This is a genomic window from Allobosea sp. RIT-PG3_2, assembly GCF_057321085.1.
In genome coordinates this window covers 334,230-347,562 of record NZ_JBXWCA010000002.1, presented here as the reverse complement: position 1 = coordinate 347,562, position 13,333 = coordinate 334,230, and the positions used below count along the sequence as shown (strand labels likewise).

At 66.2% G+C, this 13,333-nt stretch carries 14 protein-coding genes; 4 read left to right on the top strand and 10 right to left on the bottom strand.

What is annotated here, in order from left to right; genetic code table 11:
* Positions 1–6 precede the first annotated feature (6 nt).
* Positions 7–1,653, top strand: coding sequence for a bifunctional aspartate transaminase/aspartate 4-decarboxylase (locus tag AC2FAN_RS07405; RefSeq protein WP_485173251.1), 1,647 nt, complete (start codon positions 7–9; stop codon positions 1,651–1,653).
* A gap of 255 nt (positions 1,654–1,908) precedes the next feature.
* Here AC2FAN_RS07405 and AC2FAN_RS07400 read toward each other — a convergent pair whose 3' ends face one another.
* The 10 genes from AC2FAN_RS07400 to AC2FAN_RS07355 form a co-directional block, all read right to left on the bottom strand.
* Positions 1,909–2,313, bottom strand: coding sequence for a DUF1801 domain-containing protein (locus tag AC2FAN_RS07400; RefSeq protein ID WP_485173250.1), 405 nt, complete (start codon positions 2,311–2,313; stop codon positions 1,909–1,911).
* Positions 2,314–2,356: 43 nt separating this feature from the next.
* A complete protein-coding gene (locus AC2FAN_RS07395) occupies positions 2,357–2,809 on the bottom strand; it encodes a DUF1801 domain-containing protein (protein ID WP_485173249.1) in 453 nt (150 codons plus the stop codon).
* Positions 2,810–2,866: 57 nt separating this feature from the next.
* Positions 2,867–3,277 carry an SRPBCC family protein gene (locus AC2FAN_RS07390; protein WP_485173248.1) on the bottom strand — a complete coding sequence of 137 codons (411 nt, stop codon included), beginning with the start codon at positions 3,275–3,277 and terminating at the stop codon, positions 2,867–2,869.
* On the bottom strand, positions 3,274–3,606 hold the full coding sequence (locus AC2FAN_RS07385) for an ArsR/SmtB family transcription factor (protein WP_485173247.1): 333 nt from the start codon (positions 3,604–3,606) through the stop codon (positions 3,274–3,276). The genes AC2FAN_RS07390 and AC2FAN_RS07385 overlap by 4 nt, the downstream gene beginning before the upstream one ends.
* 89 nt (positions 3,607–3,695) lie before the next feature.
* Positions 3,696–4,037 (bottom strand): cupin domain-containing protein, encoded by a 342-nt coding sequence (locus AC2FAN_RS07380; protein ID WP_485173246.1) that lies wholly within the window; start codon positions 4,035–4,037, stop codon positions 3,696–3,698.
* Positions 4,038–4,049: 12 nt separating this feature from the next.
* Positions 4,050–4,820 (bottom strand): 2-dehydro-3-deoxy-D-gluconate 5-dehydrogenase KduD, encoded by a 771-nt coding sequence (gene kduD, locus AC2FAN_RS07375; RefSeq protein WP_485173245.1) that lies wholly within the window; start codon positions 4,818–4,820, stop codon positions 4,050–4,052.
* Positions 4,820–5,656, bottom strand: coding sequence for a 5-dehydro-4-deoxy-D-glucuronate isomerase (gene kduI / locus AC2FAN_RS07370; protein WP_485173244.1), 837 nt, complete (start codon positions 5,654–5,656; stop codon positions 4,820–4,822). The genes kduD and kduI overlap by 1 nt, the downstream gene beginning before the upstream one ends.
* Before the next feature lie 10 nt (positions 5,657–5,666).
* Positions 5,667–6,947 carry a TRAP transporter large permease gene (locus AC2FAN_RS07365; protein ID WP_485173243.1) on the bottom strand — a complete coding sequence of 427 codons (1,281 nt, stop codon included), beginning with the start codon at positions 6,945–6,947 and terminating at the stop codon, positions 5,667–5,669.
* Between the two features lie 4 nt (positions 6,948–6,951).
* Positions 6,952–7,485, bottom strand: coding sequence for a TRAP transporter small permease (locus AC2FAN_RS07360; RefSeq protein ID WP_265051516.1), 534 nt, complete (start codon positions 7,483–7,485; stop codon positions 6,952–6,954).
* A 70-nt stretch (positions 7,486–7,555) separates the two neighbouring features.
* The gene (locus AC2FAN_RS07355; protein WP_265051517.1) at positions 7,556–8,542 is read right to left on the bottom strand and encodes a TRAP transporter substrate-binding protein; all 987 of its coding nucleotides are present in this window, start codon (positions 8,540–8,542) and stop codon (positions 7,556–7,558) included.
* A gap of 157 nt (positions 8,543–8,699) precedes the next feature.
* On the opposite strand from AC2FAN_RS07355, the gene AC2FAN_RS07350 reads away from it, so the two are divergent.
* The 3 genes from AC2FAN_RS07350 to rbbA all read left to right on the top strand — a co-directional run bounded on the left by AC2FAN_RS07350 (position 8,700) and on the right by rbbA (position 13,332).
* Complete coding sequence (locus AC2FAN_RS07350) at positions 8,700–9,389, top strand: GntR family transcriptional regulator (RefSeq protein ID WP_265051518.1); 690 nt, start codon at positions 8,700–8,702, stop codon at positions 9,387–9,389.
* A 209-nt stretch (positions 9,390–9,598) separates the two neighbouring features.
* Complete coding sequence (locus AC2FAN_RS07345; protein ID WP_265051519.1) at positions 9,599–10,603, top strand: HlyD family secretion protein; 1,005 nt, start codon at positions 9,599–9,601, stop codon at positions 10,601–10,603.
* Positions 10,600–13,332, top strand: coding sequence for a ribosome-associated ATPase/putative transporter RbbA (gene rbbA, locus AC2FAN_RS07340; RefSeq protein ID WP_485173242.1), 2,733 nt, complete (start codon positions 10,600–10,602; stop codon positions 13,330–13,332). Before AC2FAN_RS07345 ends, rbbA begins: the two co-directional genes overlap by 4 nt.
* Position 13,333 lies beyond the last annotated feature (1 nt).

Sequence of the window (13,333 nt, the reverse complement as noted above, 5' to 3'; positions counted from 1 at the left end):
AGACGTATGATGGCGACCGACTACAGCAAATACTCCAAGCTCAGCCCGTTCGAACTGAAGGATGAACTGATCAAGCTCGCGTCGAGCCGCGAGAACCGCCTGATGCTGAATGCCGGGCGCGGCAATCCGAACTTCCTCGCGACGCTGCCGCGCCGGGCGTTCTTCCGGCTCGGCCTCTTCGCGACGGCTGAAGCCGAACTGTCCTATTCCTACATGCCCAACGGCATCGGCGGCCTGCCGCAGATCGAAGGCATCGAGGGGCGGTTCGAGCGTTTCATCGCCGATAATCGCGAGCACCCCGGCGTCGTCTTCCTCGGGCGCGCCCTGAGCTATGCGCGCGACCAGCTCGGGCTCTCCGCCTCGGCCTTCCTGCACGAGATGGTCGAGGGCATCCTCGGCAGCAACTATCCGGTCCCGCCGCGCATGCTCGTGGTGAGCGAGGAGATCGTCAGGCACTACATCGTCAAGGAGATGATCGGCGGCTTCATCCCGGCAAGCAGCATCGATCTCTTCGCCGTCGAAGGCGGCACCGCCGCGATGACCTACATCTTCAACACGCTGAAGCAGAACGGGCTGGTCAAGCGCGGCGACAAGGTCGCGATCGGCATGCCGGTCTTCACGCCCTATATCGAGATCCCCGAGCTGGACGAATACGGTCTGGTCGAGGTCGCGATCGACGCCGATCCCGAAAAGGGCTGGCAGTATCCCGATTCCGAGCTCGAGAAGCTCAAGGATCCGGCGGTCAAGATCTTCTTCTGCATCAACCCCAGCAACCCGCCATCGGTGAAGATGGACGATCGCAGCCTGGAGAAGGTCGCGGCCATCGTGCGCGACCATCGGCCCGATCTCTTCATCCTCACGGACGACGTCTACGGCACATTCGCTGATGATTTCAGGTCGCTCTTCGCGACCTGCCCGAAGAACACGATGCTGGTCTACTCCTTCTCGAAATATTTCGGCGCGACGGGCTGGCGCCTCGGCGTCGTCGCGACGCATCGCGATTCCGTCTTCGACAAGGCGCTGGACGACCTGCCGAAGAGCACCAAGACCGCGCTGGACAGGCGTTACGGCTCGCTCCTGCCGGATGTCAGCCAGTTGCGCTTCATCGACCGTCTGGTCGCGGACAGCCGCACCGTCGCGCTCAACCACACCGCCGGCCTCTCGACGCCGCAGCAGGTGCAGATGGTGCTGTTCTCGCTCTTCGCCCTGATGGACGAGAACGACGGCTACAAGGCAGAGCTGAAGAAGCTGATCCGTCGCCGCGAGGCGGCGCTGTATCGCGAGCTAGGCGTAGCCCAGGAGCAGGATCCGAACTCGGTCGACTACTACACGCTGCTCGATCTCGAGACGATCTCGCGCAGCCTTTACGGGCCGGACTTCGCAGCCTGGGTCAAGGAGAACGTCAATCCCGACGAACTGCTGTTCAGGATCGCCGACGACACCGGCATCGTGCTTCTGCCCGGCCGCGGCTTCGGCACGCGCCAGCCGGCCGGGCGTGCCTCCCTCGCCAATCTCAACGAGTATCAATACGCCAATATCGGCAAGGCGCTGCGCGAGATGGCGGAGGAGTACCACCGCGCCTTCCAGAAGGGCGGCTCGCCGGCGGCCAAGAAGCGCAACGGAAAGCCCGGACGCAAGAAGTCGAAGGGCTGAGGCCGCTATCGGCCGGTGCCAGGGCGCCGGCCGTTCTCCGCCAATCGCTCACAGGCGTTTCGGAGACTCCATCGAGTGCCTCCGTCAAGGATGGCCCGGCCTGGAGTATGTCGTGTTTTTGTGGAAAGGCGGGTCATCCCGGACGGAGCGAGCGCAGATCCGGGATCCATGCCTGAGGGATTCGTCGGACAAGCTCCAGCATGGAGCCCGGGTCAAGCCCGGGACGACGGCGTGGTTCCTGGCAAAATCAGTACGCTAGCGTGACCGGCCGGAGGGCGCCGCGTTCAACGCAATGGCCGCCCGGATCAGGCTCGTCAGGGCCTTGTCGTCGATTTTGTCGCCCTCGTGGAAATCGATGGCGCGCCGGACATTGCCGTCGAGGCTGGAGTTGAACAGGCCGGAAGGATCTTCAAGGGCCGCGCCCTTGGCGAAGGTCATCTTCACGGCGTTCTTGTAGGTCTCGCCGGTGCAGATCATGCCGTCACGGTACCAGACCGGCACGCCCCGCCATTTCCACTCCTCGACGACCTCTGGGTCGGCCTGCTTGATCAGCTCACGCAGCCGCGCGAGCATCTCGCCGCGCCAGTCACCCAGCTCCTTGATCCGCGCGTCGATCAGTTCGGACGGTGATGTCTCGCCCTGGGTTGCGCTCTTGGCCATGGGTTGTCCTCCAGCTTCGGTGTGCTGCTGCGGCGCAGGGTGCCTAGATCACCCAGCCGGGCCGTTTCGCGGCCTGTTCGACCCAGCGCGCCATCAGCGCCGTGTCGGTCAGGCCTTGCTCGTCGATGTGGACGTAGCGGGTGTTCTTGTCCTTCGACGCGACGGGCGGCAGCGGGTCGAGCCCGGCGCCGTTGAAGAAGGCGATTTTGACGTAGCGCGCGAAGCAGTGGACCCCGAGGAACCAGCCGTGCTCGCTGGTTCCGTAAAGCGGCGAATTCCATTTAACCGCCTTGCGCAGGTCGGGCACGGTGCGCTCGATCAGCGCATCGAGCTCCTTTCCCACCGCGCTCTTCCATTCTGGCATCGCCGCGATATAGGCCTGCACGGCCGCATCGCCCTCGGCCTTGGCGATCTGCGGGTTGCCGCCGGAGAGCAGGACGGGCTTGGCGGGGCCGGCCGCATCGGCCTCGATCGATGGTCTTGTCTTCCTCGCCAAGCCGCTCTCCTCCGGCAAACCGATCTCCAAACGATGCGCCGGAACGGCGTGCGTTCCTCAGCCGATCCGCGCCAGCACATCCTCCAGCGCCGCGAAGAAGCGCGGCCAGCCGCCCTGCGCGCCCTGGAAATAGCGCGGCTGGTCGGCCCGGAAGCCCGCCTGCTCCATGCGCAGCGACGTGCCGGACCCGGCTGGCGTCAGCGTCCAGGTCACCACCGTCTTCAGCCTGTGGTCGCCCCATGTGTAGGACAGGGTCCTGGTCGGCTCGACCTCCAGGACCTCGCACTGGACGGAGCCCCATTCGGCGCTGAGATCGAAGCGATGGCCGACGATTGGCTGGAAGTCGTTCTTCATCAGCCATTCCGCGATCAGATGCGGCTGGGTCAGCGCGCGCCAGATCTTCTCGGGAGCGTGCGGAAGCTGCCGCTCCACGACGACGGAAAGCACCTCGTCCGATGTTTCACTCATTGATCCATTCTCCTCAGCAGATCCTCGAGATCGTCGAAGCGGTTCTCCCAGAAGCCGCTCATCTGGCCGGTCCAGTCGACCAGCGGTGCTAGTGCCTGGGGCTGCGCGCTGTAATGCGTCTGGCGGCCGTCCTGGCGGTCGCGGACCAGCCCGGCCTGCTTCAGCAGACCGAGGTGCTTCGACACGGCCGGTTGCGAAACGCCGGCGCGAGCGGTCAGGGCGCCGACCGTCTGCTCGCCGTCCCGGCACAGACGCTCGAACAGCGCCCGCCGCGTCGGGTCGGCAAGGGTCCGGAAGAGCAGGTCGTGATCGGTCGATGTCAAACGCATAACCCGTCAGTTATAGGTCGAACCAATAACTGACGGGTTATGCGTGAGTCAATCCGCGCTGGGCCGAATCTTGCGGAGCCTTCCGGCTGTCAGGAAACGAAGTCCTGCCGCATCGGCGTGAAGACGTCGACGAGCGTCCCGGCCTCGACATTGACGGCGCCGTGGATGGCATCGGGCGGCACGGTGAAGCTGTCACCGGCCTTCAGGCGTTCGGTGTGCCCGGAGATGGTGATATCGAAGACGCCGCTCTCGACCAGCGAGCACTGGATATGCGGGTGGCTGTGCGCCGGCCCGATGGCGCCGGCCTCGAAGCGTACGCGCACCATCATGACGTCGTCGCGATAGGTCAGGATTTTCCGCGTCACGCCTTCGCCGGCCGGCTCCCAGGCGAGACCGGCATCATGGGCGAAGGGCTCGTTCTTGCGGTCCATGTCAGATCTCCCTCAGCGTGCGAGCCAGCCGCCATCGACGGGCAGGACGACGCCGTGGATGTAGGCTGCTGCGTCGGAGGCGAGGAACACGGCAGCGCCGCCGATCTCCTGCGGCTGGCCCCAATGCCCGGCCGGGATGCGCGCGAGGATGGCGTCGTTGCGCGCGGGGTCGGCACGCAGGGCCTGCGTGTTGTTGGTCGCGAAATACCCCGGCGCGATGGCGTTGACGTTGATGCCCTTCGCAGCCCATTCGCAGGCGAGCAGCCTCGTCAGCCCGGCGAGCCCGCTCTTCGACGCGGTATAGGACGGGATGCGGATGCCGCCCTGGAAGGAGAGCAGCGAGGCGATGTTGATCACCTTGCCGCCCTTGCCGTCGGCGAGCATGCGCTTCGCCACGCCTTGCGTCAGGAAGAAGGTCGACTTCAGGTTGACGTCCATCACGGCGTCCCAATCGGCCTCGGTGAAGTCGATCGCGTCGGCGCGGCGGATGATGCCGGCATTGTTGACGAGGATGTCGAGACGCGAGCCGTCGGCCTGCGCCGCGGCCTCGGCCTCGCTCACGATACGCGCGATCGGTTCCAGCGTGGCGAGATCGGCCGCGATCTCATGGAAGGGCCGGCCGGTCTCGGCGATCAGCGCCTTCGTCTCGCTCATGCTCGAGCGGCCGACGGCGACGATGCCGGCCCCCGCCTGAGCGAGCGCGACGGCGATCGCCTGGCCGAGGCCGGTATTGGCCCCGGTGACGATCGCGGTCCGGCCGCTCAGATCGAACGCTGAGAGCATCAGCGCAGGTCTCCGGTCGCGACCATGTCCATGTCGGTGTAGTCGACATTGTCGCCGCCCATGCCCCAAATGAAGGAATAGGCCTTCGTCCCGACGCCGGAATGGATCGACCAGCCGGGCGAGAGGATCGCCTGCTCGTTGGCGACGACGAGGTGGCGGGTCTCCTGCGGCTCGCCCATCAGATGGAAGACGCGGGCATCCTCGGGGACGTCGAAATAGAGATAGGCCTCCATGCGCCGGTCGTGGACATGCGAAGGCATGGTGTTCCAGATGCTGCCCTCCTCCAGCGTGGTCAGGCCCATCACGAGCTGGCAGGTGTCGCAGACGCCGGGGATGATGTACTGGCGGATGACGCGCTTGTTGGCGGTCGCCTGCTCGCCGAGCGCGAGGGTTTTGGCGTCGGATTCCCGGATCACCTTGGTCGGATGCACGGCATGGGCCGGCGTCGAGAGCAGGTAGAACTTCGCGGGATTGCCGGCCTCGTCGCTGGAAAACGAGACCTCGCCGGCCTCCTTGCCGACATAGAGCGCGTCGCGCTTCGCCAGTGCGTAGGCCTTGCCGCCAACCGAAACCGTGCCGGCGCCGCCGACATTGACGATGCCGAGTTCGCGCCGCCGGAGGAAGGCGTCGGTGCCGACCGCCTTTGGCGTCGGCAGCACGACCGGCTTGCTCACCGGCGTGGCCCCGCCGACCATGACGCGGTCGAGATGGCTGTAGGTCAGCTTGACCTCGCCCGCCACGAACAGCGTCTCGATCAGGAAATGGCGGCGCAGCTCCGCCGTGTCGAAGCCCTTGACGGCCTCGGGGTGCGAAACCTGGCGAATCTCGATGGTCATGGTCGGTCCTTCAGTGGAACAGGCGCGGCAGCCAGAGCGACAGGCCGGGCACATAGGTGACGAGCAGGAGCATGGCGACGCTGGCGCCGTAGAACGGCCAGATCGTCCGCATGGACTCCCCGATGGAAATGCGGCCGATGGCGCAGGCGACGAACTGCACCGAGCCGACCGGCGGCGTGTTGAGGCCGATGCCGGCATTGAGGATCAGGATCACGCCGAAGTGGACGGGATCGACGCCGAACGCCTTCACCACCGGCAGGAAGATCGGCGTGCAGATGATGATCATCGGCGCCATGTCCATGAAGGTGCCGAGCACCAGCAGGATCAGGTTGATCATCAGCAGGATGACGATGGGATTGTCGGAGACCGCCTTCATCGCGGCGATGGTCGCCTGCGGCACCTGCAGGAAGGCCATCAGCCAGCCGAAGGCGCCGGCCGTCCCGATGACCAGCAGCACCATCGCGGTGGTGCGGACGGCGCCGAGCGTCGCCTCGACGAAGGCCGTCCAGGTCAGCTGGCGATAGACGAAGACGGTCACGAGGATGGCATAGACGACGGCGACGCAGGACGATTCCGTCGCGGTGAAGACGCCGGAACGGACGCCGCCGAAGATGATGCCGATCAGCAGGATGCCGGGCAGCGCCAGCACGACATAGCGTCCGACGGCGGCAAAGCCCGGAAAGGCCTCGCGCGGATAGCCGCGCTTCACCGCAACCGCCCAGGCGGCGACCATCAGCGCGCCGCAGAGCATGAGACCCGGCACGACGCCTGCCGTGAACAGGTCCGCGATCGAGATGTTGCCGCCCGCCGAAAGCGAATAGATGATCATGTTGTGCGAGGGCGGGATCAGCAGCGCGATGATCGCCGCGTTCGCGGTGACGTTGACGGCGTAGTCGGCGTCATAGCCGCGCTTCTTCATCTGCGGGATCATCAGCCCGCCGACGGCCGAGGCGTCGGCGACGGCCGAGCCGGAGATGCCGCCGAAGAGCGTGCAGGTCACCACGTTCACCTGGCCGAGCCCGCCGCGCAGATGTCCGACGAGGCTCGCCGCCATCTGGATCAGCCGCTCGGCGATGCCGCCGCGGATCATCAGGTCGCCCGCATAGATGAAGAACGGGATCGCCATCATCGCGAAGGCGTTCATGCCGGAGTTCATCTGCTGGAAGACCACGACCGGCGGCAGGCCCATATAGGCCACGGTCGCGACGGAGGCGATGCCGAGGCAGAAGGCGACGGGCACACCGATCAGCAGGAGCAGCGAGAAGAGGCCGAAGAGAACCCAGAGTTCCATGTGATCAGGCCTCCTGGCTCTCGCCGAAATGGACGAAACCGAGCGGCGCCTGCTGCTCGCCGGTGATGAAGAGAAGGATCTTTTCGAGCGCGAACAGGGCTATCAGCGCGCCGCCCGCCGCGATCGGGACATAGTCCCAGCCGCGCGAGATGCCGATGATCGGCATGCGGTCGCTCCAGGTGCCGGCCGCGAGCTGCCAGCCATAGCCGAGCATGGCGAGCCCGAAGGCGCAGACCAGGCCCTCGCCAAGCACGGTCAGCACGGCGCGTAAGCGCGGCGGCGACATCACGAGCCCGACCTCGAAGCCGAGATGGTCGCTTTCGCGCACCCCGACAGCGGCGCCGAGCAGGATGAACCAGGACATCAGGAAGAGTGATCCGGCTTCGACCCAGATCGGCGTGTCGTTCAGCACATAGCGGCCGAAGACGCCCCAGGCGACCATGATGGTCATCAGGACGAGGCCGGCCCCTGCGGTGATCAGCGCATAAAGGCTGAGCTTGGCATCGAGGCGTGTCAGGAAGGCCGTGAAAGCGCGCATGAGATTGGCCCGGGCTGGCGGGTTGCCGAAAGCGGAGCGGCCGTTGCCGGCCGCCCCGCATCGCAGAGGCTCAGTTCACCGCCTGGATGGCGGCGACCATTTCCTTCAGCTTCGGATCGGTGACGAACTTGTCGTAGACCGGCTTCATCGCGTCGATGAAGGGCTTCTTCTCGACGGTATTGATCTGTGCGCCGCCGGCCTTGACCTTGGCCTCGGACGCCTTCTCGCGCGCATCCCAGAGCTCGCGCATCTTGAGGACCGATTCCTTGGCCGCAGCCTTGATGATCGCCTGGTCGGCCGCGTTGAACTTGTCGAAGCTTTTCTTCGACATCACCAGCGCTTCCGGCGACAGCGAGTGCTCGGTCACGGAGTAGAACTTCGAGACCTCGAAATGGCGGGTCGATTCATAGGACGGCCAGTTGTTCTCGGCACCGTCGATCACGCCGGTCTGCAGCGCGGAATAGACCTCGCCGAAGGGCATCGGCGTCGCGTTGGCGCCCAGCGCCGAGACCAGCGCGACGAACATGTCGGACTGCTGGACGCGGATCTTCATGCCCTTCATGTCGGCAGGGCTGTTGATGGGGCGCTTGGAATTATAGAACGAGCGCGAGCCGGAATCGTAGAGCGCGAGGCCGATGAGGTCGTGCTTCTCGAATTCCTTCAGCAGATTGTCGCCGATCGGCCCGTCCATCGCCTTCCGCATATGATCGACCGAGCGGAAGATGAAGGGCAGGGAGGGGATGTTGGTCGCCGGGATCAGGTTGTTGAACGGCGCCATGTTGATGCGGTTGATGTCGACGACGCCGAACCGGGTCTGGTCGATGGTGTCCTTCTCCTGGCCGAGTTGTCCGGAGTGGAAGACGTTGATCTTGATCCGGCCCTGTGTGCGCTCTTCGAGCAGCTTGCCGAGGTAGCGGACCGCCTCGACGGTCGGATAGTCGGTCGGATGGATGTCTGCGGAACGAAGCGTCACGCTCTGGGCGAGCGCGGATGAAGCTGCCGCTGCCGAAAAGGCCAGCGCGGCGGTATAGGCAAGGAATCTGCGGCGTGCGGTCATGGTGCGTTCTCCCGTGGTTTCGAGCGCCCTGCCGTTTCCCGGCTTGTTCGCTGGCGCCTCGAACGTAAACTTGCTGCCCGCCCCTGCTTGGTTGCGGCAGTGATTGTATGGTAGTATGTTGTTGTATGGTACGCAACAGGCCCTGGAGGTTTTTGACTTGAGCCTTTCGTTGGCGTCACCCGCCGCTCTCCAGGGCGCTTCGGCGGCCGGACGTGTCGAAGCCGAACTGCGTCGGGCGATCATCGCGCTCGAATTGCCGCCCGGCACGCGGTTGTCGGAGCAGGAGATCGCGCTGAAATACGGCGTGTCGCGCCAGCCGGTGCGCGAGGCGCTGATCGCGCTCGCCAAGACGCGGCTCGTCGATATCCAGCCGCAGCGCGGCACCGTCGTGGTCAAGTTCTCGGTGCGCAAGATGATGGAATCGCGCTTCGTGCGCGAGGCGGTGGAGGTCGCGATCGTCCGGCAGGCCTGCCAGTCCTTCGCCGCACAGAGCCGGCAGCGCATCGCCGATTTCCTGGAGATGCAGGACAAGGCCGCCGCGCGCGACGACCATGCCGCCTTCCAGCGCTATGACGAACTCTTCCATGTCGAGCTGACGGAAGGCGTCGGCATGCCGCTCGCCTGGGAGGCGATCCGGGACATCAAGGCGCATATGGACCGGGTCTGCCAGCTGACCCTGCCGGGGCCCGAGGCGATGCTGCCGCTGATCCAGCAGCATCGGCGCATCATGGCGGCGATCGACGCGGGCGATGCCGCCGAGGCCGAGGCCGCCATGCGCCACCATCTCACCGAGATCCTGCGCGCCCTGCCAAAGACCGAAGCGGCGCATCCCGACCTGTTCGAGTAGCGCGCCGCGCATTGCGAGCCGCCCCGCCAGCGGGCAGAGGCGACCGAACCCCCTCGGGAAACGATGGGCGCGAGATCGCGGCGTTGTGCCGCGTTCCCGAGCGCGAACGAAAAGGGCGTCATGCGAGCGCGGCTCTCGCCGGCTGCGGCTTGCGTGCTATGAAAACCGCAGAGCTGAACGTTCCAGGCCTGTCCCGTTGGAGACGCTCCATGCGCGTATACCGAGTAGCCGTCGCCGCTGCCCTCGCCACGTTCCTGTTGTCGCCGCCTCCCGTACAGGCGCAGTCGCGGTTGAAGGCGCTGATCGAAAGGCTGCGCGGCGACGCGATGCCGGAAGGGATCGTCAAGACCAACGGCCGCATCGAGGCGACGCAGATCGACGTCTCCTCGAAATATGCCGGCCGCCTGGCGGAGGTCTCGGTCAAGGAGGGCGACGAGGTCACCGCCGGCCAGGTGGTCGCCCGCATCTCCTCGCCGGAATACGAGGCGCAGCTGCGGGCCGCGCAGGCACAGGTCCTTCGCGCCCGCCAGGCGCTCGCCGAGGCCGAGGCGCTGATCGCCCAGCGCAAAAGCGATCAGATCCTCGCCCGCACCGATGCCGAACGCGGCAAGGAGCTGGTCGCGAAGGGCTATCTCAGCAAGCAGACCGACGATCAGCGCTCTGCCAAGGCCGATGCCGCCGACGCCGCGCTGAGGGCAGCACAGGCGCAGCGCGATCAGGCACAGTTCGCGATCCATGCCTCCGAGGCCGATGCCGAGCAGATCAAGGCGATCCTGGTCGATCTCGTGCTGGTCGCGCCGCGCAGCGGGCGCGTCCAGTACCAGCTCGCCCGGACCGGCGAGGTGGTCTCGGCCGGCACCCGTGTCATCACCATCCTCGACCTCTCGGACGTCTACATGACGATCTACCTGCCGGCTTCGCAGGCGGGGCAGCTCGCGCTGGGCGACGAGGCGCGCATCATCCTCGATCCCGTGCCGCAATACGTCATCCCGGCGACGGTCAGCTTCGTCGCGGCCGATGCGCAGTTCACGCCAAAGGCCGTCGAGACCGCCGAGGAGCGCGAGAAGCTGGTCTTCCGCGCCAAGCTTCAGGTCGATCCCGCGCTGCTCGCCAAATACCACCGGCAGGTGAAGACGGGCGTGCGCGGCCTCGGCTTCGTGCGTACCTCTCCCTCCGCGAAATGGCCCGACTCCCTGGTCGTGAAGCTGCCATGACGCAGGCCGGTCCTGCCGCCAGCCTCGTCGGCGTCACGCACCGTTACGGCAAGGTGACCGCCCTCGACGCGATGACGCTCGACATCCCGTCCGGCCGCATGATCGGGGTGATCGGGCCCGATGGCGTCGGCAAGTCGACCCTGCTGGCGCTCGTCGCCGGGGTGCGCACGATCCAGCAGGGCAGCGTCCATGCGCTGGGCGGCGATCTCGGCGTCAAGGCGCAGCGCGAGGCGCGGCGTGGACGCATCGCCTATATGCCGCAGGGGCTGGGTCGCAATCTCTACCCGACGCTGTCGGTCTTCGAGAACATCGACTTCCATGCGCGGCTGTTCGGACAGGATGCCGCCGAGCGCCGCAGCCGCATCGACGAACTGCTCAAGGCCACCGGGCTCGACCCCTTCGAGAACCGGCCGGCAGCCAAGCTTTCCGGCGGCATGAAGCAAAAGCTCTCGCTCTGCTGCGCGCTGATCCACGATCCCGACCTGCTCGTGCTCGACGAGCCGACGACGGGCGTCGATCCGCTCTCGCGCGGCCAGTTCTGGGACCTGATCGACACGATCCGCGCCCGCCGGCCGGGCATGAGCGTCATCGTGGCGACTGCCTATATGGAGGAGGCCGAGCGCTTCGACTGGCTTGTCGCCATGGACGACGGCAAGGCGATCGCCACCGGTACGCCGGCCGAGCTGCGCGAAAAGGCCGGGCAAACGACGCTGGAGGGCGCTTTCGTCGCGCTGCTGCCGGAGGCCAAGCGCGCGCAGCATCGGGAGGTCGTGATGCGGCCGCGGACGATCAGCGACGATGCCACCCCGGCGATCGAAGCCGAGGGGCTGACCCGCCGCTTCGGCGATTTCGTCGCCGTCGACCATGTCAGCTTCCGCATCGGCCGCGGCGAGATCTTCGGCTTCCTCGGTTCGAACGGTTGCGGCAAGTCGACGACCATGAAGATGCTGACAGGCCTGCTGCCGGCGAGCGAAGGCACGGCCAAGCTCTTCGGCCAGCCGCTCGCCGCCGACGACATGGAGACGCGCCGCCATGTCGGCTACATGTCGCAGGCTTTCTCGCTCTACAGCGAGCTGACGGTCCGCCAGAATCTGCTGCTCCATGCGGAGCTCTACCATCTGCCGCCGGCCGATATCCCCGGCCGGATCGCAGAGCTCCTGACCCGCTTCGACCTCGAGACCGTTGCCGACGAACGGCCCGACAGCCTGCCGCTCGGCATCCGCCAGCGCCTGCAGCTCGCCGTCGCCGTCCTGCACCGGCCGGCCATGCTGATCCTCGACGAGCCGACCTCGGGCGTCGACCCGATCGCGCGTGACGCCTTCTGGCGCACGCTGATCGACCTCTCGCGCGATGACGGCGTCACGATCTTCCTCTCGACCCATTTCATGAACGAGGCGGAGCGCTGCGACCGCATCTCCTTCATGCATGCCGGCAAGGTGCTCGCGGTGGGCACGCCGCAGGAGCTGGTGCGGAAACGCGGCATGGACACCCTGGAAGAAGCCTTCATCGCTTATCTCAAGGAGGCCGCCGGCATCGAGGATGCGCCTGCGGAAGCGGCTGCGGTCCCAGCCGCCGCGGCCCGGCCGGCGCCGCCGGCGCGCCGCTTCGATCCGCGCCGGCTCTGGGCCTGCACAAGGCGCGAGACCATGGAGCTGCTGCGCGATCCGATCCGGCTTAGCTTCGCTTTCCTCGGGCCGCTCCTGCTGATGCTGGCCTTCGGCTTCGGCATCTCCTTCGATGTCGAGAACCTGAAATTCGCCGCCTATGACCAGGACAGCTCGATGGAGAGCCGGCAACTGGTCGAGGGCTTCTCGAGTTCGCGCTATTTCGACGAACAGGCGCCGATCCGATCCGCCGTCGAACTGGACCAGCGCCTGCGGAGCGGCGAGCTTCAGTTCGCGATCGAGATCCCGCCTTCCTTCGGTCGCGACCTGATGAGCGGACGGGTGCCCGAACTATCCGTCTGGCTCGATGGCGCTATGCCGTTCCGGGCGGAGACGACGCGCGGCTATGTCACCGGGCTGGCGACGCAGTACGCGCAGAACTTCGTGGCTTCCCAGGCCGCATCGAGCCATGCGCCGACGCCCGTCACGATCGAGACCCGCTTCCGCTACAACCAGGACTTCAAGAGCGCCAACGCGATGGTGCCGAGCGTGATCATGCTGATGCTGATCCTCATCCCGGCGATCATGTCAGCGATCGGCGTCGTCCGCGAGAAGGAGACCGGCTCCATCGCCAATTTCCGCTCGACGCCGATCAGCCGCTTCGAATTCCTGTTCGGCAAGCAATTGCCCTATATCGCCGTGGCGATGGTCAGCTTCGTCATGCTGGTCCTGATCGCGCTGACCGTCTTCGCGGTTCCGATCAAGGGGCCGGCCTGGGTGCTGGTGCTGGCGACCCTGCTCTATGTCTCCGCCACGACCGGCTTCGGCCAGCTCATTTCGAGCTTCACGCGCACGCAGGTCTCGGCCGTCTTCGCCACCGCGATCCTGTCGATCATCCCGGCGGTCAATTTCTCCGGCCTGATGGTGCCGGTCGCTTCGCTCTCGGGCGGCGGCCGGATCATCGGCATGAGCCTGCCGCCGGCCTGGTACCAGCCGGTCAGCGTCGGCGTCTTCACCAAGGGGCTGGGGGCGGCCGAGCTCTGGCCCAATCTGCTGGTGCTCGGCGGCTTCTTCCTGCTCTTCCTCGTCGTCGCCCAGTTGGCGCTGCGCAAGCAGGAGAACTGAG

Excerpts from the sequence above, each read along its gene's own strand:
- AC2FAN_RS07405 (WP_485173251.1), top strand. The coding sequence starts at position 7 with ATGATGGCGACCGACTACAGCAAATACTCCAAGCTCAGCCCGTTCGAA.
- AC2FAN_RS07400 (WP_485173250.1), bottom strand. The coding sequence starts at position 2,313 with ATGGCCAAGAGCGCAACCCAGGGCGAGACATCACCGTCCGAACTGATC.
- AC2FAN_RS07390 (WP_485173248.1), bottom strand. The coding sequence starts at position 3,277 with ATGAGTGAAACATCGGACGAGGTGCTTTCCGTCGTCGTGGAGCGGCAG.
- AC2FAN_RS07385 (WP_485173247.1), bottom strand. The coding sequence starts at position 3,606 with ATGCGTTTGACATCGACCGATCACGACCTGCTCTTCCGGACCCTTGCC.
- AC2FAN_RS07380 (WP_485173246.1), bottom strand. The coding sequence starts at position 4,037 with ATGGACCGCAAGAACGAGCCCTTCGCCCATGATGCCGGTCTCGCCTGG.
- kduD (WP_485173245.1), bottom strand. The coding sequence starts at position 4,820 with ATGCTCTCAGCGTTCGATCTGAGCGGCCGGACCGCGATCGTCACCGGG.
- kduI (WP_485173244.1), bottom strand. The coding sequence starts at position 5,656 with ATGACCATCGAGATTCGCCAGGTTTCGCACCCCGAGGCCGTCAAGGGC.
- AC2FAN_RS07365 (WP_485173243.1), bottom strand. The coding sequence starts at position 6,947 with ATGGAACTCTGGGTTCTCTTCGGCCTCTTCTCGCTGCTCCTGCTGATC.
- AC2FAN_RS07360 (WP_265051516.1), bottom strand. The coding sequence starts at position 7,485 with ATGCGCGCTTTCACGGCCTTCCTGACACGCCTCGATGCCAAGCTCAGC.
- AC2FAN_RS07355 (WP_265051517.1), bottom strand. The coding sequence starts at position 8,542 with ATGACCGCACGCCGCAGATTCCTTGCCTATACCGCCGCGCTGGCCTTT.
- AC2FAN_RS07345 (WP_265051519.1), top strand. The coding sequence starts at position 9,599 with ATGCGCGTATACCGAGTAGCCGTCGCCGCTGCCCTCGCCACGTTCCTG.
- rbbA (WP_485173242.1), top strand. The coding sequence starts at position 10,600 with ATGACGCAGGCCGGTCCTGCCGCCAGCCTCGTCGGCGTCACGCACCGT.